Genomic DNA, 25676 nt, shown 5'->3' on the forward strand with positions numbered 1-25676 from the left:
TTATTAGCTCTTAGGCTTCTTGTATAAAGGTACTGTACTACATGGCTCTCCATACATAAGGCTGCTGGTTACCGGCAATAGCTTCCGCATAATCTCCACATAGGCATACGTGGGAACTGGTATACTACCACAACCTTTTACTACAACCTTTGCATCTCTGTATTCTTCTACATCAATCTTTGCAATAGCTTCCTGCATCAGCGCCTGCTCTAATGCTTCCATATCTCCGAAAACAAAATAATTTGCGTGGCCTGTTAGTTTAGTTGCTAATAGCATATAGGCCCAAGTTGGCACTATAGCATCCGCGGAACATATAATAGCTACATTCTTGCCATCATATTTAGTCCAGTCGTGCTCTTTCACAAATGCCCTGAAATCTTTCTCTTTTAAGATCAGCCCATGAAACAGGTTTTCCTTTATATCATATAGTACACGCTCTCCCGGATGAAGCAGTTCCTCCAAGTTAATTGTAACCAATGCGCTTTGGGCTACTCTATTTATAAATTCAGTCATGATAGTTGATTTATTTAGTGCTCATACCGGCACTTGTTATATAAACATCCTTTAAATAGAAGGGTTCATAATAGGCTACGTCTTCGAAAGCCTCCAGCTCATACTTTTTAAGCGCCAACCTGCCTACAGGAACAGCCGAAGGAACAACCTCTCCAACAAATAATGCATTCTGATTGTTTGCCACCAGCTCCTTAAACTTATCAGCGCCGCTGCCGAAGAATATAATTTCCCTTTTGTATAGCAGATCCTGAAATGTTTCCTCATTTAGAACTACAGGTGCAATTGGTGTTGCTTCTTCTAATTTATGGTTGAGCACGCAAGTATAAACTTCCATTCGTCGCGCATCCAGCATTGGGCAAAATAAGTATCGCTCAGGATTTGCAGTATAGTTTATTACCTGTTCTGCTAAACTATAGAGCGTAGACACCTCTATTAGCGGAATTTCAAGAGCATAGCATAATCCCTTTGCCGTAGAGGTTCCTATTCTTAAGCCTGTGTAAGACCCAGGCCCACCTGATACAGCTATAGCGTTTACGTCTTCTATTTTAAAACCACAGTTGTTCACCAATTGCTCCATCATTACAGTTATATGAGAAGAGTGTGATTTTTCGATTCTCAGCTCTGAAGTTCCCATTAGTTGCTCTCCTTTAAAAAGAGCAACAGAGCATACAGTTGTTGATGTTTCGAGGGCAAGCAGTAAAGGGCTTTGCATAGTAGTGTATTGTAAAGTATGGAACAAAATTAATTGATGGGGTTCAAGTCACAAAACTCTATCATAGTTATGCGCTATTAATAATAAAAGGGCCACACCTAATATATAAGTATGGCCCTTTCATTTATGGTCTTCCTCTTACTTCACTTTCAGGTATGAATTATACTTCTGAGAGTCGTTCAGCACATCCAAGGCCATGATGATATCCGGATCATCATCAAAACTAGACTCAATATATCCTTTCTGCAGGTAGTAGCGCGAAGCGATCTCTGCTTCTAACATTTCTTTGATTTCAGTTTTGAAGCGCATCAGGTCGTTTGACTTATTATGTGACACCTTCATTTTAATTGCTTCCAGTTCAGCTTTGATATCATCATAATGCTTACCCTCTTTTGCTTTAGAAGACAGATCCTGCAATTCGTTTTCTATAGCTGTAGTATAGCTAACGTCCTTATTAGTTAGATAAGTCACAAACTTTTGATACTCATCATCTGTAAGCTTAAATTGCTTTGCTGCAGGTATCGAAGTATGCTCAGCTCTGTATTTGTTCGCAAACTCAAAGAAGTATCCTTTTCGGGCAATTGTCTTTGTTATTTCTGAATAGTTCTTCTTTTCTACCTCCACATCTGGGCTAATTCCACCGCCATCATATACTAAACGGCCAGCAGTAGTTTTAAATGGCACTCTTAACGAATCCGGTATAGCGCCAACGCTGCCATCTTCGTTTCTGTGAGCATAGTCAATAGCCTGAATGCAGCGACCACTTGGAGTGTAATACTTAGCAGTAGTAACCTTAAGCTGTGAGTTGTAAGACAATGGGCGGGTAGCTTGCACAAGTCCTTTACCAAATGTACGCTCTCCCACTAATACTGCACGATCGTAATCTTGCATAACGCCAGCCACAATTTCTGAGGCGGAGGCACTACGCGAACTAGTAAGTATAACCAATGGGATCTCTTTATCTAATGGTTCGTCTAATGCCTTATAAGTTTTATTCCACTCCTTAACCTTGCCTTTTGTACTAACAATGTCTTTGCCTTTGTCAACGAAAACGTTAGAGATGTTAACAGCTTCATGCAGTAAACCACCTGGGTTATCGCGCAGGTCAAATACGATTTTCTTTGCGCCCAGTTCCTTTAGCTTCTGTACCGCCATCTTCACCTCCTTAGAGGCATCAACAGTAAATCCGGATAATTGTAAGTAGCCAATCTGATCATTGATCATACCATAATATGGCACATTGTCTACCATAATATTGGCACGGGTAAGCTCAAGTGTTTTAGATTTATTCTGACCGTAGCTGCGTACTTCTAGTTTTACCGAAGTATTAGCTTGGCCTTTTAAAAGTTTGGTAACATCGCTGGTAGATTTACCTGTCACATCTACGCCATTAACCTTCAGTATTTGATCGCCGATAACTAAACCTGCCTTGTGGGCAGGAGAGTTTTCATAAGGCATTTGCACTGTGATTTTACCGTCGTAGCTACCAATCAAAGCACCGATACCTCCATACTGACCTGTAGTCATTGTACGGAAGTCCTCAATGTCGTCCTCAGGGATGTAATTGGTGTAAGGGTCCAGCGATTTGAGCATGGCATCTATACCCGTGCGCATCATTTTGGCAGGAGGCACATCATCCACATAAAAAGTGTTCACTTCTTTAAACAAGGTAGCAAACACATCTAAGTTTTTGGCTATTTCGAAATAGCGCTCAGAATCGGTTTTAAAGGAGAAAAGCCCTAAAGTTAGTACAGCTACTAAAAGGGCGGCTATAGACTTCTTATACATAATTCGCAGGTTAAGGACGTGGTAAGACTACTTACTCAAACAACGTTCCAAACCTGAAATTAGTTTTTTCTGGATAGTATGAAAGGATTTTTTTTCTTTACCAATGTAAAGAATACCCAATAACAGCGGCGCCTGCTCCGGCTGTTGGGCAGGTAAATGCTTGTTAAGGCGATAAGCCTCACGTATTTGCCGCTTCAGGCGGTTGCGATCTACGGCACGCTTAAAATAGCGCTTGGAAACAGAGATGAGTACCTGAGTTTGTACAGGAGGCATATCCTGCGGTGAATAATATATAAACCGCAGCGGATACAAATTAAAAGAAGAACCCTTGCTGAAAAGCAGCGCAATAAGGCGCTTGCTACACAAGTGTTCTTCTTTAGAAAATGTATAGGAAGTTGGCTGCTCTGCTTTGTGCTCGTTAGCTGGCTCTATATGCATGAGCGGCTACGATTATAGAAGCAAGGCATATCCCCTAAAAGGGATTAAGCCGCCTTATGTCTTTTCTCGTCAGAAACTGTTAGTCTCTTTCTACCTTTGGCTCTTCTGCTAGCCAATACTCTTCTGCCGTTAGCGGTTTCCATTCTTGATCTGAAACCGTGCTTGTTTCTTCTTTTTCTCTGCGAAGGCTGGAATGTTCTTTTCATCGTCTGCCAATGGTTTTATTATGGCCTGCAAAATTAGACAACCTTTTTAAATTAACAAAGTATGCTTCCACTTTTTTGCTAAAATGTATATTAAAGCCGCAGCAACAGCGTGTTGGCTATATAATTTTGTTACTATTGAGCAACCAAATTGCTGCACTGCTAAATTATGAAACTGCTATAGCAGCATGCAGTATACTTTGCAACAGGCAAATCTAAAGTTTATAAAACGATAACTCACAGTATCGTCATTCAACAACAAGTAATTATGATAACCTACCACCTCTCCTACACTAATCCGCTATCGCACTACCTGGATATTACACTTACCATTGCTGATAACACAGCCACGGAAGTATACTTGCAGTTGCCAGCCTGGCGCCCTGGCCGGTATGAGCTACAGCACTTTGCCCAGAAGCTAAGAGCTGTAACCGCCTCAGCCAATGGCCAACGTATAAATATCAGCAAAGTAACCAAAGATAGGTGGCTGGTACAGGCTAACGGAGCAGACACACTCGAGGTAAAGTATAGCTTCTTCGCACGGCAGATGGACGCAGGCGGATCGTGGCTGGATGAGGAACTGCTGTACGTAAACCCCATTAACTGCCTGATGGCAGTAGAGGGGCGTGAGCATGAGCCATACTTTCTGAAGCTGGACATTCCTGAAAGCTGGCAAATTGCCTGTGGCCTACCTGAAGTTGACGCACATACATTGCAGGCAGAGAACTTTGATGAATTAGCCGATAGCCCTTTTATCTCCAGCCCCTCCTTAAGCAAAGAGACCTATACAATCAACGGCATTAACTTCCATGTCTGGATACAAGGCGATTGCCAGCCGAACTGGGAAAGAATAAAACATGACTTTGCGGCATTTACCAAAGAGCAGCTGGAGGTATTTGGCGACTTCCCAGTGACGGATTATCATTACCTAAACCTGATACTGCCTTACCGCACTTATCATGGTGTTGAACATGGCAACTCTACTGTTATCACCCTTGGCCCTGGCGAACTGTTGATGGCACCAAGCCTGTACAAGGAATTCCTGGGAGTAAGTTCGCATGAGCTTTTCCATACCTGGAACATCAAGAAAATACGGCCTGCCGAGATGATGCCTTACAATTTTGCGCAGGAGAATTACTTTAAGACCGGCTATGTGGCAGAAGGTATTACCACTTATTACGGCGACTATATGCTGGCCCGATCGGGAGTGCTTACAGCACAACAGTACTTTGACGAGCTAAACACCACACTACAACGCTACTTCGCCGACTACAGCCGTAATAACCTCTCTGTAGCCGACTCGTCTTTTGATCTTTGGCTGGATGGCTATAAACCTGGCACACCAGACCGCAAAGTATCCATCTACATAAAAGGTGCATTAACGGCCCTGCTCCTGGACCTGCAACTGCGCCAGAAAACCAAGCACAAAGCTAGCCTGGATACGATAATGCGCCTGCTTTGGCAGCGTTTTGGCGTAACAGGAAAAGGTTACACCGAAGCTGATTACGCCCAATTGGTAGATGAGGTAGCCGGTACATCCTTTAACTCATACTTTGAGAACTATATTAATGGCACCGCACCCATTGAGAAGGCACTGGATGAGGCTTTATACTTTGTTGGTTGCACTTTAAAAACGACAGAGAATCCTATCATCAATGAGGGAAAGTATGGCTTTAAGGTAACATCAGAGGGTACAGCCAAAGTAACTGCCGTTGCTCCGGATTCACCTGTCAGCAGCATACTAAGCATAGATGATGAACTGATAGCCTTGAATGGCCGCAAAATAGACAACAACCTGCAGCATTTGCTGGCATTGCAGCCGCAGAAGGTGGAATTAATGCTTTTCCGTGAGAGGCAGCTCCGAAGTATAAACCTGCAGCCAGACGGCAATTTATACTACAGCAAGTATACCATTGAGAAGTTGGCTGATGCTACTGAAGAGCAAAAGCAGAGTTTTAAGCTGTGGCTGAAGCAGGAGTTTTAGTTGTAGCTCCAGAAACTGTAAGCAAAAAAGGAGGATAGCCGCTAAGGCCATCCTCCTTCTGTATTTTCATAGAATTATTTTGCTTTTAATGCACTTTACTTTTTATCGTAAGGCATGTTGTTACCCCCCTTCGCTAAATTGCGATTAGGGTTCTGCACTTTAGTAGCGTCTTTGTTCAGCGCAGTACGTACAGGATTGTCTTCGATATTACCCATAGGTTTTTTAGGATCCACCTGGTTTGGGTTATTCTTCTTCAACTCATCCAATTTATTTTTATTATTTTGATTCTTTATGCTCATAATCCAATCTCCTCGTTAATGTATACTTAGTTTTACCCCTTTGCTCTGGATTTTGTTACAAACTTAACTAAGACATAGCCTGCATTAACCAATCCCTGGAAAACAAAAAAGGGAAGCCGAAGCCTCCCTTTTCTATACTTTATATGTTGCCGTACTTACTGCAGCACGGTATCAAATGCAACCAGGTTTACAAACTGCTGTACACGGTTTTCGATCTCCTCGTGGCTTAGGTTTTTCAGGCGTTCTGTACCAAACTTCTCTACGCAGAAAGATGCCATTGCAGAGCCATAAATAATAGCACGCTTCATATTATCAAAGCTGATATCACCAGTGCTGGCGATGTAACCGATAAAGCCACCTGCAAAAGTATCACCGGCTCCGGTTGGGTCGAATACTTCTTCTAAAGGAAGCGCTGGCGCGAAGAATACTTTATCCTCGTTAAATAACAAGGCACCGTGCTCACCTTTCTTGATAATCAGGAATTTAGGCCCCATGGCCATGATCTTTTTGGCAGCTTTCACCAGAGAGTAGTCGCCGCTCAGCTGGCGTGCTTCCTCATCGTTAATAGAAAGTACATCTACCAGCTTCAGCGTTTCTTTCAGTTCGCCCAGGGCAATGTCCATCCAGAAGTTCATGGTGTCCATTACTACCAGCTTGGGGCGTTCCGTTAAACGCTCGATAACTGTTTTTTGCACCTGCGGTGCCAGGTTACCCAGCATCAGGTACTCGCAGCCTTGGTAAGCACCAGGGATAATCGGATCGAAATCGCCCAGCACGTTAAGCTCGGTAACAAGCGTTTCGCGGCTGTTCATGTCGTTAAAGTAGCGGCCAGACCAGAAAAAAGACTTCTCGTTCTCTTTTACCTGCACGCCTTCGGTGCTGATGTTGCGCTGGTGCATCAGGTTAATGTGGTCCTGGTCGAAATCGCCACCCACTACCGATACCACGTTTACCGGCTTCACAAAGTATGAAGATGATAAAGAAATGTACGTCGCCGCACCGCCTACAATCTTGTCTGTTTTCCCGAAGGGTGTTTCCAGCGCATCAAACGCCATCGAACCTACTACTACTAAGCTCATATCTTTTTGCTAATTATGAATTACGAATTAAGAATTGTGAATGGGTTTATACTTGATATCAGCAATTTAACCCTTCAGCAAGTTAGCAATTAAAATAAATAAAAAAGCCCCTGAAGGTTCGCTTCAAGGGCTTGGGGTGGAAGATGGGGCTCGAACCCACGACCCCCAGAATCACAATCTGGTGCTCTAACCTACTGAGCTACAACCACCGTGTCTCATTTGAGAGTGCAAATATACGCAGTAAATCACATTATGCAATATCCTATGCGCTTTTTTTGCATAAAATTTTACTTCAAACTTCTTTTATACTTGCGCATACAAGTATACATGTATGCTAGTTCGGCCAGTAAAAGGGGCACTACAAAGAGTAACCATTTGGACATCTGCACACTATCAAATTCGGCCTATGTAAAGATCAGTATATTCCAAAGACCCAGGAAAAACAGAAGCGGAATAACCCGGCTGTTGCTAAACGTGTATTGCTTATAAATTTCCCAAAAGCTATGCTTGTTTTCCATGGCAGTTATACTTTGTATATCTTAATATGGTAAGTATCAAAGATTAATCAAATCAGGCGCTTAGCTTTGTGCCGCACCAAGGGCAGTAGTTAATAACTACCATTGTAGCGCTGCCATTGTGTACAGGAATGCCATATAGATCTTCGTCCCATTTGTTAATGATAACTTCCGGCTCATCATATTTTATCTCCCCATCCTCGTCCAGGCTTCCGTATACTTTATCGGCCATCATCATGCAGCAGAAGCTCTCGTAATCGAAGCCTTTGCTTTTTAACTTCTCAGCAGTTGCCCAGTTGTAACAGGCCTCATCTTCATGTATAGCATCCACATAAGCTTCGTATTCTTCTGAAGCTGTTACTTCCTCTGGTAGTTCCTTCCCGAAAAAGCGGACATGCAAGCCTTTGAATTTCTCTAACTCCATATAACTCTATACTTTTCAACCTAGAAAGGCTCTTTCATTTATAATCTCTACTAATAATCATTGAATAGATACTAACGCATAACATCAGTATCAACGGGAGTATAGCCCAGGTGTCTGCTTAACGAAAGGACCTGCCCTTTATGGTGGTACTCGTGTGTGATAACGTGCGTGAACAACTTAAGCGGACTTGCTTTGGCAGGAATGTTATTAATGCGCACCTCAAGCTCAGAGAGGTAATCATGTGCAAACGCTGAAATAAATTCGGCTACCAACAAATCAATACTTTGAAACAACTGCCATGTTGCCGCTATACTTTCCACCGACTTATAGGCTGTAAATGCCAAATCTTTTTGCAGCGCCTGCTTTCCCAACCAAAATTCATAAGTATTGGCAGTATGAACCAGCAGGTTTCTGATACTTCCTCCCCCAAAAGAGCTGTTCTCCGCACAGAAATCTTTTGTTGTTATGGTATCGCAGTACTGCAGGAGCACCTCCCGCGACTGCTTTACCATTTCATACTGCAGCAGCAAAGTATTGCCCATACCTAACAGTTATCTATCAAACAGCAACCTCTCTCCTTTTTTACTTTCATTGAATGTGCCGTTGGCAAAAGCCAGGTGGCCAGAAACGAAAGTATGTGTAATGCTACTACTGAAAGTATGGCCTTCGAAAGGCGACCAGCCGCATTTATAGTAAGTGTTTTCTTTAGTAACGTTGTATGGCTTGTTCAGATCTACCAGCACCAGGTCGGCCCAGTAGCCTTTGCGGATATAACCGCGCTCGCGCACGTTAAAAAGTATAGCCGGTGCATGCGCCATCTTTTCTACCACCTTCTCCAGTGTCAGCTTGCCTTGTTTTACAAACTCCAGCATCATCTGCAGCGAGTGCTGTACCAGCGGCACACCTGATGGCGCTTGTTTATACTTGCCCTGCTTCTCCTCCCACAGGTGCGGCGCGTGGTCGGTGGCAATTACATCCAGCTTATCCTCCAGTAGGCCTTTCAGCAATCCAGCTTTATGGCGTGCCTCTTTTACGGCTGGGTTACATTTTATCTGTGTGCCATAGGTGTCGTAGTCTTCTTTATCGAACCAAAGGTGGTGCACGCATACTTCAGCGGTAATGCGTTTCTGCTCCAGCGGAATATCGTTGCGGAAAAGCTTTAACTCTTCTTCTGTGGAGATGTGCAGGATGTGCAGGCGTGTGTTGTGCTTCTCGGCCAGCTTCACCGCCATAAACGACGATTTAAAGCAGGCTGCTTCGTTACGTATCTCGGGGTGGCATTTTACCGGAATATCATCGCCATACTTTTCTTCGTAAATGGCCATGTTATCGCGGATGGTCTGCTCGTCTTCGCAATGCACAGCAATTGGCAGCTTAGCCTTGGCGAAGATCTGCTCCAGCGTCTCTTCATTATCTACCAGCATGTTGCCCGTAGAGGAGCCCATGAAGATCTTGATACCGCAAACAGTGTTCGGGTTGGTGAGCAACACCTCGGTCAGGTTATCGTTGGAGGCTCCCATGTAAAAAGAGTAATTCGCCAGCGATGTTTCTGCAGCAATCTTATACTTATCCTCCAGTAGCTCCTGCGTAAGTGTATTGGGTACCGTATTCGGCATCTCCATAAAAGAAGTGGTACCGCCTGCTACAGCTGCTCTTGCCTCTGTTTCTATGTTTGCCTTGTGCGTTAGCCCCGGATCCCGGAAGTGCACCTGGTCATCTATCACACCGGGCAGCAAGTGCAAACCTGTGGCGTCAATGGTCTCGTCGGCTTCGGCGGTTATACTTTGGCCAATCTGGGCAATGCGTCCGTCTTTTACCAGTACATCGGCAGTGGTTATTCTTCCTTCGTTAACGAGTTGTGCGTTTTTTATGAGGGTTGATTTCATGCTTGCTAAGATACGTGTTGAACAAAATTAACACATTATCTAAGTTTCCTGCAGAAATCACGCTTGTTTTACTTTGTACTTTACTCTGGCTGCATCAGCTTACCGATAAAAAGTATGGCGTTGGATGATTTCTCCCGGATCATGAATACAAAAGGCCTGTTGATATGCACAGAAGGAGGCAGGGAGGTCACCATCATTCCGACAGACGTGGCCGCAGCCGCCTCGGTGCCTTCTTCGTTCACCTCAACAAAGGTTTTATGCTTTACCTCTGAAATAGCCAGACCTGCGTTACCTTCAATCATATAGCTAAAGTCTGCCTGCGGACTAAAGGCGATGCCCATGCCCATCTGCTTCAGCAGGTCTTTTAGTTCTTTGTCGTATTCCAGCTTAAACTTAGGCATGTGCAGTTCCAACTTTGAGGTATCTGCACCGGAAAGCCAGCTGTTAAGGTTTGCAGCATTCAGTTCCTGCACAATATCGTGCACGTGCTTATCTCCTTTCGGCACTACAATAGTCATACTGTACTGTTTATTTCCGTAGGGCAGGTCTATTAGTTGCTTGCTGGCATCCTGGTAGTACAGGTACTTCCCGTTTTTCAGCGTCATGAAATCGTGGGTAACGGTGCCACCGTTTTCCAGGTTAAACGGTCTCTGGCTTGTCAGCTTTTTATCAAATGGATAAGTCCAGGCGCCTTTAAAGTAGATGGCATTGATCAGGAACAGCACATGCTCCCGCCGAACCTCTTCTACAATCTTCTCTATCTTACCATTGGTTTTGCTCTTTACCCAGTTGTTTATCTGGTCTTTAGCAGCCGGAGAGGCAAAGTCGAGTCCCTGCACGGTGGCATTAAAGTATATTTTGTTCTTTTCTATAAACGGAGCCTGTAACTTAAGGTCATTTCTGTACCATAATGAGTTGGCCGAGGTAAACACTACTTTCTTATCGATACCCTTTAGCAGCACATCCAGCTCCTTAAAAGACTTGTTAATGTCCTCATCTGAGGCTATGCCGAAACCCAGTGCCTGGCGCATAGCCTCTTTGGTATCGGTTCCGGCGCCGTTGTAGGTCATACCCAAAGCCATACTTATACTTAGCGGCGAGATGAAGATATTTTCTGCTTCATCTTCCTGGCTTAAGCTGGCAAAAGAGCGAAAGGCAAAATCGTTGGAGCTTTCCACTGTTTTTTGCTCCTGCACTGTAAGCGGACGAGTATTTGGCGTGTTATCCATTACCTCGTCTTGCTGGCAACCGGTAAATAATACGGCAGCCGCTGTTGCTATACTTAATATGAGTGAGCTTCTGTTCATGGTCAGCTAGGTTAGTAGAGTGCATAAAGTATGCCTCTTTTTCTGTACGACCCGATAGCCTGGAGAATGGTTGCATGCATGTATACTTCTATAACATCAGGAGTGTACTATCCCACCAAACTCCATTTGGCATTTTTCCCGTACCTTTGTACATCAACACAAAGTATACATTACCGCCATGGCCGAAGAAGCAGAGAAAGAGATAACAACGTTCGAGGATTTTAAGCTGAACAAACAGCTGCTGAACGCCATTGCCGATGCCGGCTACAAAAAACCGACAGCTATACAGCTGAAGGCTATTCCGGTTATAATGGGTGGCCACGATGTGATGGGCATTGCCCAGACAGGAACTGGCAAAACAGCGGCGTTTCTGTTGCCAATACTGATGAAGGTAAAATATGCGCAAGGCAATAACCCACGCGCCATCATACTTGCTCCTACTCGCGAGCTGGCTATGCAGATAGAGGAGAACATCACACTCTTAGGCAAATATACTGACCTGCGTCACACAGTTATCTATGGTGGCTTGGGCCCGAAAACCCAGATCGAAACTATAAACAAAGGACTCGACATACTGGTTGCCACACCAAAGCGCCTGATGGAACTTTACTTAAAAGGCGAACTTATACTTAAAGAAGTAAAAACGCTGGTGCTGGACGAAGCCGACAAGATGATGGACATGGGCTTTATGCCGCAGATCCGTCAGTTGCTTGAGATTTTGCCGCGCAAACGCCAGAATCTACTATTCTCGGCCACGATGCACCCAAAAGTGGTGGAGCTGTCAGAGGAGTTTCTGGAGTTCCCGACGCGTATAGAGGTAACACCACAGGCCACACCCGTAGAAACCGTAAGCCAGGTATTATACCAGGTGCCTAACCTACGCACTAAAATTGCCATGCTGGAGCACCTTATCCGCGATAAGGAAGCGTTTAACCGTGTTATCATCTTTACCAGGAGCAAAAAAAATGCAGAGGATGTGGCTAAGTTTCTGGAACGGCGAGAGTATGGCGAAGTACGCGCTATACACGGCAACAAAGGCCAGAACACCCGTATCAACTCAATGGAGGCTTTTAAGGGAGGGGATGTGCGCTTTTTAGTTGCAACAGACGTAGCTTCCAGGGGCATAGATGTAACAATGGTAAGCCATGTGATTAACTTCGATGTACCGTTTGTGTACGAAGATTACGTGCACCGCATTGGCCGCACAGGTCGTGCCGAAAACGAGGGCGCTGCCATTACCTTTGCCAATCCAGCCGAAATGTACCATGTCCGTAAGATAGAGAACCTAATTCGGATGCAGATACCAGAGGAGCCAATGCCGGCAGAGATAAAAATTTATGAAACTCCTTTTGATGAGCAGCAAGCCATAGCCCGTGACATAGACCATCAGAAGCGAAGCGCAAACCCTGACTTTAAAGGTGCTTTCCATGAGAAAAGAGGCCGGCACAAGTCAAACTTCGAGAAAGGCAAAAAGAAAGGAGATCCTAAAAACTCGTTCTGGCAAAAAACCAAGAAGAAAGGCAGCCGCAAAAAATAAACGATAGAGGCCCAAAGTATAAAGTGTACTTTGGGCCTCTATCTTATCTATACCAATCCTGGCTTTACTAAAAGTATTTAGAAGCAATATCTCCAAACTTAAACACCATCAGGTTAAGCAAAGCACTCCACACAACGGCACTCCAAAGCATATGAATGAAGATTTGCTTGCGGGGCGTACCAAACAATGCCACCACTACCGTACCTAAAATCGGCGTAAAAATAACTGGTGTAAGAAAGGCAACTCCAACCACGCCAAAGTTTCGCCATACTTTAATAATGCGCCGGTTATTTTTGTTAAAGATCGGTTTGTTCTGTGCCCGTTGCCGCTCAGACCACCATTTAGCAAAAGCCCTCCCAATGTTCGAGAAAATAACCACTGTGGTCATCATGCCGGCAATGGTAAGCACCACAGACTCCAGGTAACTTAACCCTGAGGATACACCTGCTACAGGCCCGCCAATAAACTTCACCATGCTTATCAGGTACACCGACAGATATTTTAAGACCTCTACCACCACAGCTTTATTATATTATGTACCAGCTAAGCTTCCGTTTATATGAACGTGCTGTATGCACCCGGCAGCACATGCTGCACCAGCTGGCACTTGTCAAGATCAGACTTTAGGGCCAAACGCCAGATCGCCTGCATCGCCTAAGCCCGGCACTATGTAAGATTTCTCGTTAAGTTTTTGGTCCAGTGCCCCCAGCCATACATTCGCCTCCGGAATTTCCTGCTGTATATATGCAAGCCCCTCCGGAGCAGCTATGGCAGCAGCAATGTGCACCTGCACCGGCTTACCGTGCCGCAGCATTCCCTTATACGACTTCACGAGCGACCTGCCGGTTGCCAGCATCGGGTCAGCGAGAATAAGTATCTTATCGTGAAGGTCTGTTGAGGCCAGGTACTCCATGTTTATCTGCAGTTCTGTATTCTCTTCTTCTACGCGGTAAGCACCTACAAACGTACTATAGGCCTTATCAAAATAATTAAGCATGCCCTGGTACATCGGCAAACCGGCCCTAAGTATAGTAGCCAGCACAGGTTGCTCTGCCAGCAGCAGCGTTTCGGTTTGGGCAAGTGGTGTGGTTATGTTTACCGCTTTATAAGGCAGTGTTTTAGATATCTCATACGCCAGCAACTCCCCGATGCGCTCCAGGTTTCTTCTGAAACGCAGGCTATCGCCTTGCACATGAATATCGCGTAGCTCTGCCACATAATGGTTGGCCAGCGAAGGTTTTTCTGTTAAGATGTAGAGATTGCTTCTTTCCATATAAGATACCAAGGCGTATGTTGTCGGGATAAAGATACGTAGGTAACAGGCGTGGCGCCAAAGTTAGCGTAAAATTTAGCTACCGTAGGCTCCATGCTTCCTTCGAAATCCAGGATGCGGCTGGTGGCGCTATACTTCTTTGTAATGCTATCAAGCAAAAAGGCCATGGCTCCGTATTTTTTTCCAGCATCAGAAGATGCTCCGAACAGAAAAATGATCTTATCCGGCTGATGCGCCAGTAACGCAGCCGCCAGCACCTCTCCGTCGGCGGCAGTTGCCTGCACCAAGTCAGCGAAGCCACGCTGCTCCAAAGTTGCGAACAGGTTTGCAAGCATCCTGTAATGTTTCTCCTTTACCTCCGTCAGTTCTTTGCCTTTTGTGCTTTTAAAAAGTGATATAAGCGTTTTGATATCTTTAAGCTCACAAACTGCTACACCTGCCTTCTCTGCTTTTCTGATATTACGCTTCTGGTTTGTACTGTAACGGCTATACAGTTCTGGGTAACTTTGCTGCAGCTGCAGGTGGTAAGTCACACGTTCTTTAGCAAGCAGGCGCTGCGGGTTGTGTAGAGCGTTCTCTGTGTTTGCGGTGTTTAGCTGCAGGTATATACTTTTATACTTTTGGGGTATAAGCGGCAGGTAGTCGGCTATACTTTTATACTTGCTTTGCGGTGTGGTAAACAGGCCCAGCTGCTGCGTAAAGTATGGCTGCAAAACTCCCAGTTGCCCAAAGCGCCTGCCAAGCGGCAACGGAAACACCGAAGTATACATGCCCTGCTCATCCATCTCAACCACGGCATCCCATCGTTTGCAAACGGCATTCAAATACCACGAAAAGGCGTAGATTATACTTTGAGTGGATGCCTTCACACAATCATTCCAGTTTTTTTCGTTTATCTCGTTGTGTGGCAGGTAGCGCAGCATGAGTGTTTGCAGTCTTTCTTCCCGCTAAAGTATAAATTAAGAGCGTTTTACAGAATTTTATTTTGATAAAAGAGTAAATTCGCACTTTAAAAGCTCCTATTTTTCCATATCTTTTTATGATGAGAAGTATACTTTGCGTTATTACCGTAGCGCTACTCTCAGGATTTGCCGCGCAGGCACAGGACGTGTATGTGCCATACAATCGTGATGTTTACCATTGGATTGACCGTTACCAGATAAAGTATGGCGACCAGGTACCATCGCTGCAAACAGCAGTAAGACCTTATGGGCGTCGCGATGTGGCTGAGTTAGCCGAGATCAGTGCCCGCAATGCCCGCACCACTGTTGAAGATTTTAACGCACAGTACCTGCTAAATGACAACTGGAACTATACCGACCAGGACGATAACACCAGCGACAGACCAATACTAAAGTATTTTTATCAAAACAAAACCGACCTATACCATTACGAGAGCAATGATTTTACCCTGCGCGTAAACCCGGTATTACACCTGGAACTGGGTCACGATAGCCAGTCTGATGGTATACGCTATGTGAACACACGTGGCTTACAAATAGAAGGCAGCATAGATGAGAAATTTGGCTTTTATACTTTTATAGGCGAGAACCAGGCACGTTTCCCGAGCTACGTAAACGACCGTATTCTGCGCGACAATGCTGTGCCGCACGAAGGCTTCTGGAAGAAATTTAAAGAAGACGGCTACGATTTTATTACCGCACGCGGCTACTTGAACTACGCCCTGAGCAAGCACGTGGAGATACAGCTGGGCCACGACCGCCACTTTATCGGCGATGGCTACCGCTCTCTTGCCTACTCCGACTATGCGCCACCGGCCTTCTTCCTGAAGCTGAACACGCGTGTCTGGAAACTGCACTACATGAACCTGTTCCAGGAACTGATTTCGGAATCGAACAGAAGCCAAAGCGGCGGGGATAGATTACTGCCTAAAAAGTATATGGCCCTGCACCGTTTAGGCTTAAATCTAACAGATAACTTTAATATTGGTGTATTTGAGCAGGTGGTATTTGCCCGTGAGAAAGGCCGCTTTGAGCTACAGTACCTTAACCCTGTTATTTTCTACAGAGCCATAGAGCAAGCTGTAGGTAGCGAGGATAATGCCATGCTGGGTGCAGATTTCCGCTGGAACATTGCAAATCGTGTGCAGCTGTACGGCCAGCTACAGCTGGATGAGTTTAAACTGAACGAGGTAAAGAGCGGCAATGGCTGGTGGGCCAACAAGCAGGCAGGCCAGATCGGTGCCAAGTATATTGATGCTTTTGGCCTGAGCAACCTAGACCTGCAGGGTGAGGTGAATATTATTCGCCCTTACACATATCAGCACCGCAACTCAGTAACCAATTACCAGCACTACCGCCAGCCGCTGGCACACCCGATGGGAGCAAACCTGGCTGAGTTTATCGGTATTGTGCACTACCAGCCCATACCACGCCTGATGCTAACCGGCAAAGCCATTGCCACACGTTTTGGCCAGGATATGATCGTAGATGGAGATACGCTTAACTATGGCGGAAATGTGCTGCTACCCTATACTACACGTGTAAATAACTACGGCAACAAGATCGGGCAAGGCATTACCACAAACCAGCTCCACCTCGATTTCACAGCTACCTACCAGTTCCGTCACAATGTGTTCATCGACCTAAAAGGTATACTTAGAAGGACAGATGCAGAGGATAACCTCCTGGATAAGAACACAACTTTTGCCTCATTCGCTTTAAGATGGAACATTCCGCAGCGACTACATGAGTTTTAAAATACATAAAGTATAAACGCAGACAAAGAGGTAGGAAGGAAGTTTCTACCTCTTTACTTTTCTACCTTTCTATCTTTTATTAAGTATCTTTGCGCCGGAATCGGATTTGGCTCCAATTAAAAGTATAAGTATAACAATATCAGAATATTTACCACTGCAGCACTGCTGCAGCTTTAGTTGCTGGCCGGCCCCGAGGCATTGTGCAGAAGACCTGGCCACAGCAGAACATATACCATGAAGACATACCTTCGCATACTTCAGTATGCCAAACCATACAGCAGGTTTGTGCCGCTTTACACCATATACACGGTACTCGGCATCATCTTCGGCATTTTCAACTTCACGCTGATTATTCCGCTGCTCGACACGCTCTTTGGAACAATAGGCACCGGCGAATCGGGAGTTACGCTTGTGGCGCAGCGCCCTGAGTTTAACTTTAGCCTGGAATTCTTTAAAAACTTTTTCAGCTATTACTTTGGGCAGGTGATTGCTGAGAACGGCCGTGAGGGAGCCCTGCTTTTCGTGTGTATCGTGGTGATCATCTCTATTTTCCTGGCTAACCTGTTCCGTTACCTAGCCTTCAGGATTGTGGGCGAGCTAAGGGCACATGTGGTAAAAAACATGCGCCATGCCATTTATGAACGCGTAACGCAGCTGCACCTGGGCTACTTCTCCAACGAGCGCAAAGGCGACCTTATGACACGCCTTACAGTGGATATACAGGAAGTGGAGAACTCAGTGGTAAGCACCTTAACAACCGTAATCAGGGAGCCAATCGCTATCATCGCTTTCTTTGCTGTACTATTCAGCATGTCGGTTAAGCTTACGTTGTTCACGCTTATACTTTTACCACTTTCAGGTGGTGTGATTGCAGGTATATCAAAACGCCTTAAACGCAAGGCACAGCAAGGCCAGGACTCGCTTAGCTTTATTCTTACCATCATAGATGAGACCCTGAGCGGCATGCGCGTGATAAAAGCTTTTAACGCAGAGCCATTTATACTTAACAAGTTCCACGACCAGAATAACCGCTATGCCCGCATCCAGCGCTCCATTGCGCATAAACGCGACCTGGCTTCTCCGCTTTCTGAGTTTTTGGGTGTAACCGTTGTAGCAGGTCTTTTATACTTTGGCGGTAATCTTGTTTTAAACCAGGAGTCGGAGCTATCTCCAGCTGAGTTTATTACCTATATCATCTTATTCTCACAGGTACTGGTGCCAGCAAAGGCCATGTCTGCTTCTTTTAGTAACATTCAGCGTGGTTTGGTTTCCGGCGATAGGGTGCTGCAGGTTATAGATATGGAACCACAGATTACGAACAAGCCCGATGCCAAGGTTTTGCCTGAGTTCGGGCACCAGCTGGAGTTTGTGGATGTAAGCTTTGGTTATGGCGACAGACCAGTATTAAAGGACATTAACTTCACTATAGAGAAAGGCAAAACTGTGGCACTGGTTGGCCCTTCGGGTGGCGGTAAATCTACCCTAGCCGACCTGATACCACGCTTCTATGATCCGACTGCCGGTGCAGTACTAATAGATGGGCACGATATCCGGAACTATACCATGGAGTCGGTGCGCGATAAGATGGGGGTGGTTACGCAGGAGTCTATACTTTTCAACGACACCATCTTCAATAACATCGCCTTTAACAAGACAGATGCTACCATGGAGGAGGTAATAGCAGCCGCTAAAATCGCCAACGCCCATGAGTTTATCATCAACACAGAAGAGGGGTATAATACCGTGATTGGCGACCGTGGCAGCAAGCTTTCAGGTGGGCAGCGCCAGCGCTTGAGTATAGCCAGAGCCATACTTAAAAATCCTCCTATCCTTATACTAGATGAGGCCACATCGGCACTAGATACAGAATCGGAGAAACTGGTACAGGAAGCATTGACCAACCTGATGAAGAACAGAACCTCTATTGTGATAGCACACAGGTTAAGTACCATTCAGCACGCCGATGAGATTTTAGTACTTCAGGAAGGACGCATTATTGAGCGAGGCACACATGAAGAATTGCAGCAAAACAGCGGACTTTACGCCAAATTAACGCAGATGCAGCTTACAGCATAACGGATAAATAGCATTATTTATTTGTTAATAGTGGGCATATCAATGAATTAACACTAAGCATTGCGAAATAACCATATTTAATTTATAGATTTAAGCAAACGTGTTGTTGTACTAAAAACCGCATAAAACATGAAAGCGCTTAAAACTATTCTTGAAGTACTGGTTATAGGATATGTTGTGTTTACAGTTTTGCTATTGGCTACTGTACTTAACGAAAACACAATATTTGATATTCAGACAGAAGAACAGGTACTACAGCTGTACAAAGCCATCGTAGCTGTTGGTGGAGTACTGATGCTGGCAAAGCTACTGGTAACGCGTCTTTATGTGGCCGACCTGAAGTATGAGCAGCACCTGTCACAACTCAAGATCAATGAATTAAAGGCTGACCTTTACGAAAAGCGTCAGGCATTCAGGAGCAACAGTTATAAGCAACGGGAAGAAGAGCCCGAGATCGAATATTTAAAACAAGCATGACCGCTAACACTATATTGGCAGAACTAACGCAGGCACAGGAAGTGCTCAGCGCATTTTTATCAGATCCTAAAAACATTACCGCCATCGAGCAGGCCGCCGAAGCAATGGCAGCATCGGTGCAGCAAGGCGGAAAAATACTTAGCTGCGGCAACGGCGGCTCTATGTGCGATGCCATGCACTTTGCCGAAGAACTGACCGGCCGCTACCGCGAAAACCGCAAAGCCATTCCGGCTATTTCTATCTCTGATGTAAGCCACATGAGCTGCGTAGGCAACGACTACGGCTACGACTCTGTTTTTTCCCGCTACATAGAGGCACTTGGTAACAATGGCGATGTGCTACTGGCCATCAGCACCAGCGGCAACTCCGGCAACGTAATTAAAGCTGCAGAGGCTGCCAGGGCTAAAGGCATGAAAGTAGTTGGCCTGACAGGTAAGGATGGCGGTAAGCTGGCTCCACTCTGCGATATTGAGGTACGTGTGCCACATTTCGGCTTTGCAGATCGCGTGCAGGAGATTCACATCAAGGTAATACACATACTTATACTTTTGATCGAGCAGAAAGTAGCCTAAACAGCGGCTGGTACAACAACCACATTATACTTTATCAGAAGCCATAGCAGTAGCTGTGGCTTTTTTGATGCGATCTATGAGACATACTTTATGACTATAGCTTAGCCTCTCCTTTACCCTTCTGTAAATCAAATTCGTACTTTTATACTTTTAAAGTATAAGCCGGAATTAAATGCCATACTTAAGTGTTCCGCATCAAAATTAGACAAACTTAAGAAGCATGTTGATCAAGACGTACGGTGGCGCCGTTCAGGGCGTTAACGCCTATACTATCACCATTGAGGTTAATGTAAGTGCCGGAGCAGGTTATGTTTTAGTAGGATTGCCGGACAACGCGGTTAAAGAAGGTGAACTCCGTATCGAATCGGCGTTGAAACAGTACGGGTACAAAAGACCACGCCAAAAAGTGGTGATCAACATGGCACCTGCCGATATTCGTAAAGAAGGCTCTTCTTACGATCTTCCTATCGCTATGGGATTGTTAGCAGCATCTGCCCAAATTAAACCTGATAAAGTTTCGCAGTATATGATCATGGGTGAGCTATCGCTGGATGGTTCGCTGCGCCCCATAAAAGGAGTATTACCCATTGCTATACAGGCACGCAAAGAAGGATTTAAAGGTATTATACTTCCGGCCCAGAATGCACAGGAAGCTGCTATCGTTAATAACCTGGATGTAATAGGAGTAACTAACATTCTGGAGGCAATCGAGTTTCTGGATGATCGCCGTGATATAACACCTCTTATAATTGACACCCGTGAAGTTTTCCAGAACAGCGTTGACTTATATGCAGCCGACTTTGCCGACGTTCAGGGCCAAGAGAACATTAAACGTGCCCTTGAGATAGCGGCAGCTGGTGGACATAACGTAATCATGATCGGCCCTCCGGGTGCAGGCAAAACCATGCTGGCCAAGCGCCTGCCATCGGTGCTTCCTCCGCTATCCATGCACGAAGCCCTGGAAACAACCAAGATCCATTCCGTTGCCGGTAAATTAGGAGAGGCTGCCTCGCTTTTAACCACACGTCCATACCGCGCGCCGCACCATACCATTTCAGATGTAGCTTTAGTTGGCGGTGGAGGAATTCCACAGCCTGGCGAAATATCTTTGGCACATAACGGCGTACTTTTCCTGGATGAGTTGCCGGAGTTTAAACGCACCGTGTTGGAGGTAATGCGCCAACCATTAGAAGAGCGCAGAGTTACCATTTCAAGAGCAAGAACCACTTTGGACTTTCCGGCTAACTTCATGCTGATTGCTAGCATGAACCCGTGCCCCTGTGGATACTACAACCACCCCGAGAAAGAATGTGTATGCGGCCCCGGTGTGGTACAGCGCTACCTGAACAAAGTAAGTGGCCCTTTGTTAGACCGAATAGACCTGCACGTGGAGGTTACGCCTGTTACATTTGATGAGATGACCGCTACCCGTAAAGCAGAAGAAAGTGCTGTAGTGCGTGAGCGCGTGGTGCAGGCCCGAGAAAGACAAACATCCAGGTTTAAGGAGATGCCGCAGATACATTCTAATGCCATGATGCCGTCGCAGATGGTAAAAGAAGTGTGCCAGATAAATGATGCCGGCCGGACACTCCTTAAAACCGCTATGGAACGCTTAGGCCTTTCAGCAAGGGCTTACGATCGCATTTTGAAAGTTAGCCGCACCATTGCCGATTTAGCTGACAGCCAAGAAATAAAAATTGAACATTTAGCAGAAGCTATCCAGTATAGAAGCTTGGATAGAGAGGGCTGGGCAGGCTGATAAACCCCAATATTAAGCAACTGTTAAATAGCTATCTATACATATTAAGCGGTCTTTTGCGCCGCTTTTTTTGTGCACTAATTTTTATACAGCACCCATCTGCTTCTTATGGCATCACCCTTAAAATTGCACCACATTTTAGACTTTTTACAGAATAGCTCGTAATAGAATCAAACATAAAAAGCAAAATCTAAACACGACGCAATTGTAAAACCTATAAATTATTTAGAGTTATGAAAAAGATTTTAACCTTAGTACTGCTTGCGCTCATAACCACAGTTACAGCTCAGGCACAAATGCAAGCTCCGGGCATAGGCATAAGGGCAGGCGCAAACTATTCTGGCTTCAACGGCGACGACGTAGATAACCTTGACAGAATGTTTGGCTTCCATGCCGGTTTAACTTCGCAGTTTTACCTAACAAGCGATAACTTTTTTGCTATACAGCCAGAATTATTATTCTCTACAAAAGGCGCTGAATCTGATGATGATACTTTCAAGTACAAAATCAGTTACATAGATGTACCTGTACTTGCCCGCGTAAATGCAGGTCCGTTATACTTTGAGGGCGGCCCTCAGGCTTCTTTCAGAATAGGTGGCGACATAGAATCTAATGGTATTAACATTGATGATGACCTGGATCAGTTTAAAAGAACGAGTTTTGGCTATGCCGCTGGCATTGGTCTTTCTGCTACGCCACTTGGTTTAAGTGTAGGTGTACGATATAATGGAGATATTTCAAAACTATATGACAACGCTAACGTTTCAGATGCAAGAAACAATGTGTTTATGTTAACTCTTGCCTACATGTTTACCGGCAGATAATAACGAGATGTCTTTAGTATAAAATATAAACTATGAATGGAAAGCCCTGCCCCTGCAGGGCTCTTCTATTGTATAGGAGCAGGTTCAGCAGCAAAGCCATCACAACTAAGATTGCATTAAGCCCCACTTATCTCACATTAAACTAATCAACCTTACAACAATCAGTTTAACAACCTGTTACAAAGTAGCTCAGAGCATTTAGTAAAACTATATAGGCTGACGCTATACTTTTGGCCTACTTGTTGCTAATGCTTCATTGCATGCGCAACCGCTGCAGACACATTAAAAATTTAGTATCTAAAATTCAGGTGTTTGCAGTGTACACTAAAAGATTGTATTAAAATTTAAACCTCTATGTATCTAGTTAAGCGTATAAACCACGTTTATCTGAGCATAACAAAACATTTTAATGATTATGAAGAAGCTATTATTTGTATTCGTTTTTGCATTTGCCAGTATTTCCTTTGCCCAAGCACAGTCGTTTGGCATAAGAGGTGGCGCAAATCTTTCTAACCTCTCCGGAGACCTGCGCAACGAAGATCGTTACGAGAATAAAGTAGGCTTTCATGCCGGTGTTACCATGAACTTTGGTATTGTAGGAGACTTTTTCTCCATACAGCCGGAGTTGCTTTACTCTAACAAAGGATTTAAGAACAGTGACACAGAATTCTCAACGCCTTTAGGTGATTACAGACGTACAGGCAAGGTAAATTACAACTACCTGGAACTGCCTATACTGGCTAGAATAAAAGCTGGCCCAATATACTTTGAAGGTGGCCCGCAGGCTTCTTATCTGCTAAGCGTTAACAACGAAACTAAAGAGTATTTTAATGGAAACCTGCAATCTTCTTCTACTACAGAGAGAGACAAAGACGGTTTAAAAGACTTTGAGTTTGGCTACGCGGCTGGTATTGGTCTTATGGCCAGAAGCGGCATCAGCATAGGTGTGCGTTACAACGGCAGCTTAACAGATTTTGTTGATACTAACGCTGAAGATTATTTTGAAGGCGATCTTACAAACGCAAGACATTCTACCATTATGCTAACCTTAGGCTTTACTATTCCTTCTGGCAGATAACAAAGTATAAACTATACTTTACAAGCCAGCCTTACCTAGCGTAAGGCTGGCTTTTTTTATTTGTAACAAGGCCAGCCAATAAATTTATACTTGCGTTAGTAATACATAGTAGCCTTCCCTATAAAATCAATATTATGAAAAAGACTTTTCTACTTCTGCTATTTATACTTTTAACGGCACAACTTGCTCAAGCGCAGTTTGCCCGCTTTGGAGCAAAAGCAGGAGCTGGGTTTACCCGTGCCTATGGCGACGATGGCTCAACGGATGTAACTAATTCATTGGCAGGTTTTCATGGCGGCTTTATAGGCAGTTATGAGTTTGTGTCGAGGCTAGCGGTGCAGGCAGAGTTGCTGTATGAGCAGAAAGGCTTTACCTACGATGGCTACCCCATAAATGCCACTGAAGCTTTGGTAGATGATCACCGCTTGCACTACATAACATTGCCCCTTATGCTAAAAATACAGAAAGGTGGGTTATTTGCTCAAGGTGGACCTTATTTAGGATATCTCTTAGCAGAAACTGCCAAAGTAAACATTATTGACCGTGCAGAAGCCAACCAACCAGAACCTACTATACTCGCTGATTACCCGCTAAGTATAGATGATTTTGAAAGATGGGATTATGGTTACACTGTAGGTCTAGGCATCCAGTTAGATAGTGGTTTCTTTATGAGTGTACACAATTTCGGCGGCTTTAAATCTTTTTCTAAAGAGCTAGACCAGAAAAATTTTGGCTTTAAAATAAGTGTAGGTTACTTACTTGCACCTTTGCTACCTTAACAGCTAACAAAACAAAAGGCCTGATAGTAAACTACCAGGCCTCTTAAATTGTACTGTTTTATACTTTACTATTTGCTCATTTCAGCAAAATGCTGGTAGAACATCGGTATCGTTTCAATACCCTTCATGTAATTAAAGATACCAAAGTGCTCGTTTGGCGAGTGAATCGCATCCGAATCCAATCCAAAGCCCATTAATACAGAGTCAAGGCCAAGCTCAGATTTGAACATTGCCACAATCGGAATTGAGCCACCGCTGCGAACAGGAATTGGCTTTACTCCGAAAGTATCCTCATAAGCTCTAGCAGCTGCCTGATAAGCTACAGAATCTGTAGGTGTAACCACAGGTTCTCCACCATGGTGCGGCTTTACCACCACCTTCACGCTTTTCGGTGCTATACTTTCAAAATGCTTCTGGAATTTCTCTGTTATTTCTTCTGACGTCTGGTTTGGTACCAGGCGCATAGATATCTTGGCAAATGCCTTTGAAGCGATTACTGTTTTAGCGCCCTCGCCAGTATAGCCGCCCCAGATACCGTTTACATCAAGTGTTGGGCGAATGGAGTTACGCTCCATGGTTACATAACCGGCTTCCCCATGTACATCTCCCAGATCAAGCGCTTTTTTATACTTCTCCAGGTCAAATGGGGCACGGGCCATTTCGGCACGTTCTTCCTGGCTTAGCTCCTGCACGTTGTCATAAAAACCAGGTATGGTAATGTGGTTATTTTCGTCGTGCAAAGAGGCGATCATCTGGCAAAGAATGTTAATCGGGTTGGCCACAGCGCCACCATATAACCCTGAGTGCAGGTCGCGGTTTGGTCCTGTAACCTCTACTTCTACATAGCTAAGGCCGCGCAGACCTGCTGTGATAGAAGGCGTATCGTTGCCCAGCATGCCTGTATCCGAAATAAGAATTACATCGCCCTGCAGCCTATCTTTATTTTCTTTTACAAAGGTGGCTAAGTTTACAGAGCCAACTTCTTCTTCGCCCTCTATCATAAATTTCACGTTGCAGGCAAGCGTACCGGTCTTCATCATGGCTTCGAATGCCTTTACGTGCATGTACATCTGGCCTTTATCGTCACAGGCTCCTCGTGCGTAAATTTTACCGTCTTTGATTACTGGCTCAAACGGAGGCGAGGTCCAGAGCTCATACGGATCGGCTGGCTGTACATCGTAGTGACCATAAACAATTACAGTCGGCAGGCTTGGGTCTATTATTTTCTCACCGTATACTACCGGGTTGCCAGGTGTTTCTACCAGCTCCACGTTATCTGCTCCTGCATCGATCAGGCGCTGCTTTACAAACTCTGCTGTGCGCAGTACATCCTGCTTAAATTTTAGGTCGGCGCTTACAGATGGTATGCGCAGCATATCCAGCAACTCGTTAATAAAACGGTCTTTGTTCTCGTTGATATATTGGTTTATCATA

Annotated in this window: 25 protein-coding genes and 1 tRNA gene; 10 read left to right on the forward strand and 16 right to left on the reverse strand. The window is 44.9% G+C overall.

Annotated features, from left to right (window positions below):
* Positions 1-3 precede the first annotated feature (3 nt).
* From WG943_RS20750 to rpmH, 5 genes are all read right to left on the reverse strand, one after another.
* Positions 4-513: a DUF2480 family protein gene (locus WG943_RS20750; protein WP_340411915.1), complete on the reverse strand. Its 510-nt coding sequence runs from the start codon at positions 511-513 to the stop codon at positions 4-6.
* Positions 514-523: 10 nt separating this feature from the next.
* Complete coding sequence (gene tsaB, locus WG943_RS20755; RefSeq protein ID WP_340411917.1) at positions 524-1225, reverse strand: tRNA (adenosine(37)-N6)-threonylcarbamoyltransferase complex dimerization subunit type 1 TsaB; 702 nt, start codon at positions 1223-1225, stop codon at positions 524-526.
* 138 nt (positions 1226-1363) lie between these two features.
* The gene (locus tag WG943_RS20760) at positions 1364-3013 is read right to left on the reverse strand and encodes a S41 family peptidase (RefSeq protein WP_340411918.1); all 1650 of its coding nucleotides are present in this window, start codon (positions 3011-3013) and stop codon (positions 1364-1366) included.
* A gap of 27 nt (positions 3014-3040) precedes the next feature.
* Positions 3041-3451, reverse strand: a complete 411-nt coding sequence (locus tag WG943_RS20765; protein WP_340411919.1) for a ribonuclease P protein component — start codon at positions 3449-3451, stop codon at positions 3041-3043.
* Positions 3452-3495: 44 nt separating this feature from the next.
* Positions 3496-3657, reverse strand: a complete 162-nt coding sequence (gene rpmH / locus WG943_RS20770) for a 50S ribosomal protein L34 (RefSeq protein WP_162347583.1) — start codon at positions 3655-3657, stop codon at positions 3496-3498.
* A 265-nt stretch (positions 3658-3922) separates the two neighbouring features.
* On the opposite strand from rpmH, the gene WG943_RS20775 reads away from it, so the two are divergent.
* Positions 3923-5638 carry a M61 family metallopeptidase gene (locus tag WG943_RS20775; RefSeq protein WP_340411920.1) on the forward strand — a complete coding sequence of 572 codons (1716 nt, stop codon included), beginning with the start codon at positions 3923-3925 and terminating at the stop codon, positions 5636-5638.
* A gap of 95 nt (positions 5639-5733) precedes the next feature.
* On the opposite strand, the gene WG943_RS20780 is transcribed toward WG943_RS20775, so the two are convergent.
* The 7 genes from WG943_RS20780 to WG943_RS20810 all read right to left on the reverse strand — a co-directional run bounded on the left by WG943_RS20780 (position 5734) and on the right by WG943_RS20810 (position 11148).
* Entirely contained in the window at positions 5734-5937 is a 204-nt protein-coding gene (locus WG943_RS20780) for a hypothetical protein (protein ID WP_340411921.1), read from the reverse strand.
* Positions 5938-6092: 155 nt separating this feature from the next.
* Positions 6093-7016: a PfkB family carbohydrate kinase gene (locus WG943_RS20785; RefSeq protein WP_340411922.1), complete on the reverse strand. Its 924-nt coding sequence runs from the start codon at positions 7014-7016 to the stop codon at positions 6093-6095.
* A gap of 132 nt (positions 7017-7148) precedes the next feature.
* Positions 7149-7225 (reverse strand) — tRNA-His (locus WG943_RS20790).
* Between the two features lie 361 nt (positions 7226-7586).
* The gene (locus tag WG943_RS20795; protein WP_340411923.1) at positions 7587-7955 is read right to left on the reverse strand and encodes a DUF6980 family protein; all 369 of its coding nucleotides are present in this window, start codon (positions 7953-7955) and stop codon (positions 7587-7589) included.
* A 71-nt stretch (positions 7956-8026) separates the two neighbouring features.
* A complete protein-coding gene (locus tag WG943_RS20800) occupies positions 8027-8497 on the reverse strand; it encodes a DinB family protein (protein ID WP_340411924.1) in 471 nt (156 codons plus the stop codon).
* Between the two features lie 9 nt (positions 8498-8506).
* A complete protein-coding gene (locus WG943_RS20805) occupies positions 8507-9841 on the reverse strand; it encodes a dihydroorotase (protein WP_340411925.1) in 1335 nt (444 codons plus the stop codon).
* Between the two features lie 80 nt (positions 9842-9921).
* Positions 9922-11148, reverse strand: coding sequence for a serpin family protein (locus WG943_RS20810; RefSeq protein WP_340411927.1), 1227 nt, complete (start codon positions 11146-11148; stop codon positions 9922-9924).
* 178 nt (positions 11149-11326) lie between these two features.
* On the opposite strand from WG943_RS20810, the gene WG943_RS20815 reads away from it, so the two are divergent.
* Positions 11327-12685, forward strand: a complete 1359-nt coding sequence (locus WG943_RS20815) for a DEAD/DEAH box helicase (protein ID WP_340411928.1) — start codon at positions 11327-11329, stop codon at positions 12683-12685.
* 67 nt (positions 12686-12752) lie between these two features.
* Here the strand turns inward: WG943_RS20815 and WG943_RS20820 are convergent, their stop codons facing one another.
* From WG943_RS20820 to WG943_RS20830, 3 genes are all read right to left on the reverse strand, one after another.
* Complete coding sequence (locus WG943_RS20820; protein WP_340411929.1) at positions 12753-13160, reverse strand: hypothetical protein; 408 nt, start codon at positions 13158-13160, stop codon at positions 12753-12755.
* Between the two features lie 141 nt (positions 13161-13301).
* A complete protein-coding gene (gene upp, locus WG943_RS20825; protein WP_340411931.1) occupies positions 13302-13958 on the reverse strand; it encodes a uracil phosphoribosyltransferase in 657 nt (218 codons plus the stop codon).
* The gene (locus WG943_RS20830) at positions 13931-14881 is read right to left on the reverse strand and encodes a GNAT family N-acetyltransferase (RefSeq protein WP_340411933.1); all 951 of its coding nucleotides are present in this window, start codon (positions 14879-14881) and stop codon (positions 13931-13933) included. The genes upp and WG943_RS20830 overlap by 28 nt, the downstream gene beginning before the upstream one ends.
* A gap of 116 nt (positions 14882-14997) precedes the next feature.
* Between WG943_RS20830 and WG943_RS20835 the strand changes: the two genes are divergently transcribed.
* The 8 genes from WG943_RS20835 (at position 14998) to WG943_RS20870 (ending at position 24242) form a co-directional block, all read left to right on the forward strand.
* Positions 14998-16677 (forward strand): hypothetical protein, encoded by a 1680-nt coding sequence (locus WG943_RS20835; RefSeq protein WP_340411935.1) that lies wholly within the window; start codon positions 14998-15000, stop codon positions 16675-16677.
* A gap of 234 nt (positions 16678-16911) precedes the next feature.
* Positions 16912-18753 (forward strand): ABC transporter ATP-binding protein, encoded by a 1842-nt coding sequence (locus WG943_RS20840; protein ID WP_340411936.1) that lies wholly within the window; start codon positions 16912-16914, stop codon positions 18751-18753.
* Positions 18754-18882: 129 nt separating this feature from the next.
* Positions 18883-19230, forward strand: coding sequence for a hypothetical protein (locus tag WG943_RS20845; RefSeq protein ID WP_340411937.1), 348 nt, complete (start codon positions 18883-18885; stop codon positions 19228-19230).
* Positions 19227-19802, forward strand: coding sequence for a D-sedoheptulose 7-phosphate isomerase (lpcA, locus tag WG943_RS20850; RefSeq protein WP_340411938.1), 576 nt, complete (start codon positions 19227-19229; stop codon positions 19800-19802). Before WG943_RS20845 ends, lpcA begins: the two co-directional genes overlap by 4 nt.
* Positions 19803-20022: 220 nt before the next feature.
* Positions 20023-21561 (forward strand): YifB family Mg chelatase-like AAA ATPase, encoded by a 1539-nt coding sequence (locus WG943_RS20855; RefSeq protein WP_340411940.1) that lies wholly within the window; start codon positions 20023-20025, stop codon positions 21559-21561.
* A gap of 233 nt (positions 21562-21794) precedes the next feature.
* The gene (locus WG943_RS20860) at positions 21795-22385 is read left to right on the forward strand and encodes a porin family protein (RefSeq protein WP_340411942.1); all 591 of its coding nucleotides are present in this window, start codon (positions 21795-21797) and stop codon (positions 22383-22385) included.
* A gap of 415 nt (positions 22386-22800) precedes the next feature.
* A complete protein-coding gene (locus tag WG943_RS20865) occupies positions 22801-23463 on the forward strand; it encodes a porin family protein (RefSeq protein WP_340411944.1) in 663 nt (220 codons plus the stop codon).
* Between the two features lie 134 nt (positions 23464-23597).
* A complete protein-coding gene (locus WG943_RS20870; RefSeq protein WP_340411946.1) occupies positions 23598-24242 on the forward strand; it encodes a porin family protein in 645 nt (214 codons plus the stop codon).
* A 68-nt stretch (positions 24243-24310) separates the two neighbouring features.
* Here the strand turns inward: WG943_RS20870 and WG943_RS20875 are convergent, their stop codons facing one another.
* Positions 24311-25675 (reverse strand): dipeptidase, encoded by a 1365-nt coding sequence (locus WG943_RS20875; RefSeq protein WP_445323660.1) that lies wholly within the window; start codon positions 25673-25675, stop codon positions 24311-24313.
* Position 25676 lies beyond the last annotated feature (1 nt).

This window comes from Pontibacter sp. H249 (genome assembly GCF_037892465.1).
Taxonomy (GTDB): domain Bacteria; phylum Bacteroidota; class Bacteroidia; order Cytophagales; family Hymenobacteraceae; genus Pontibacter.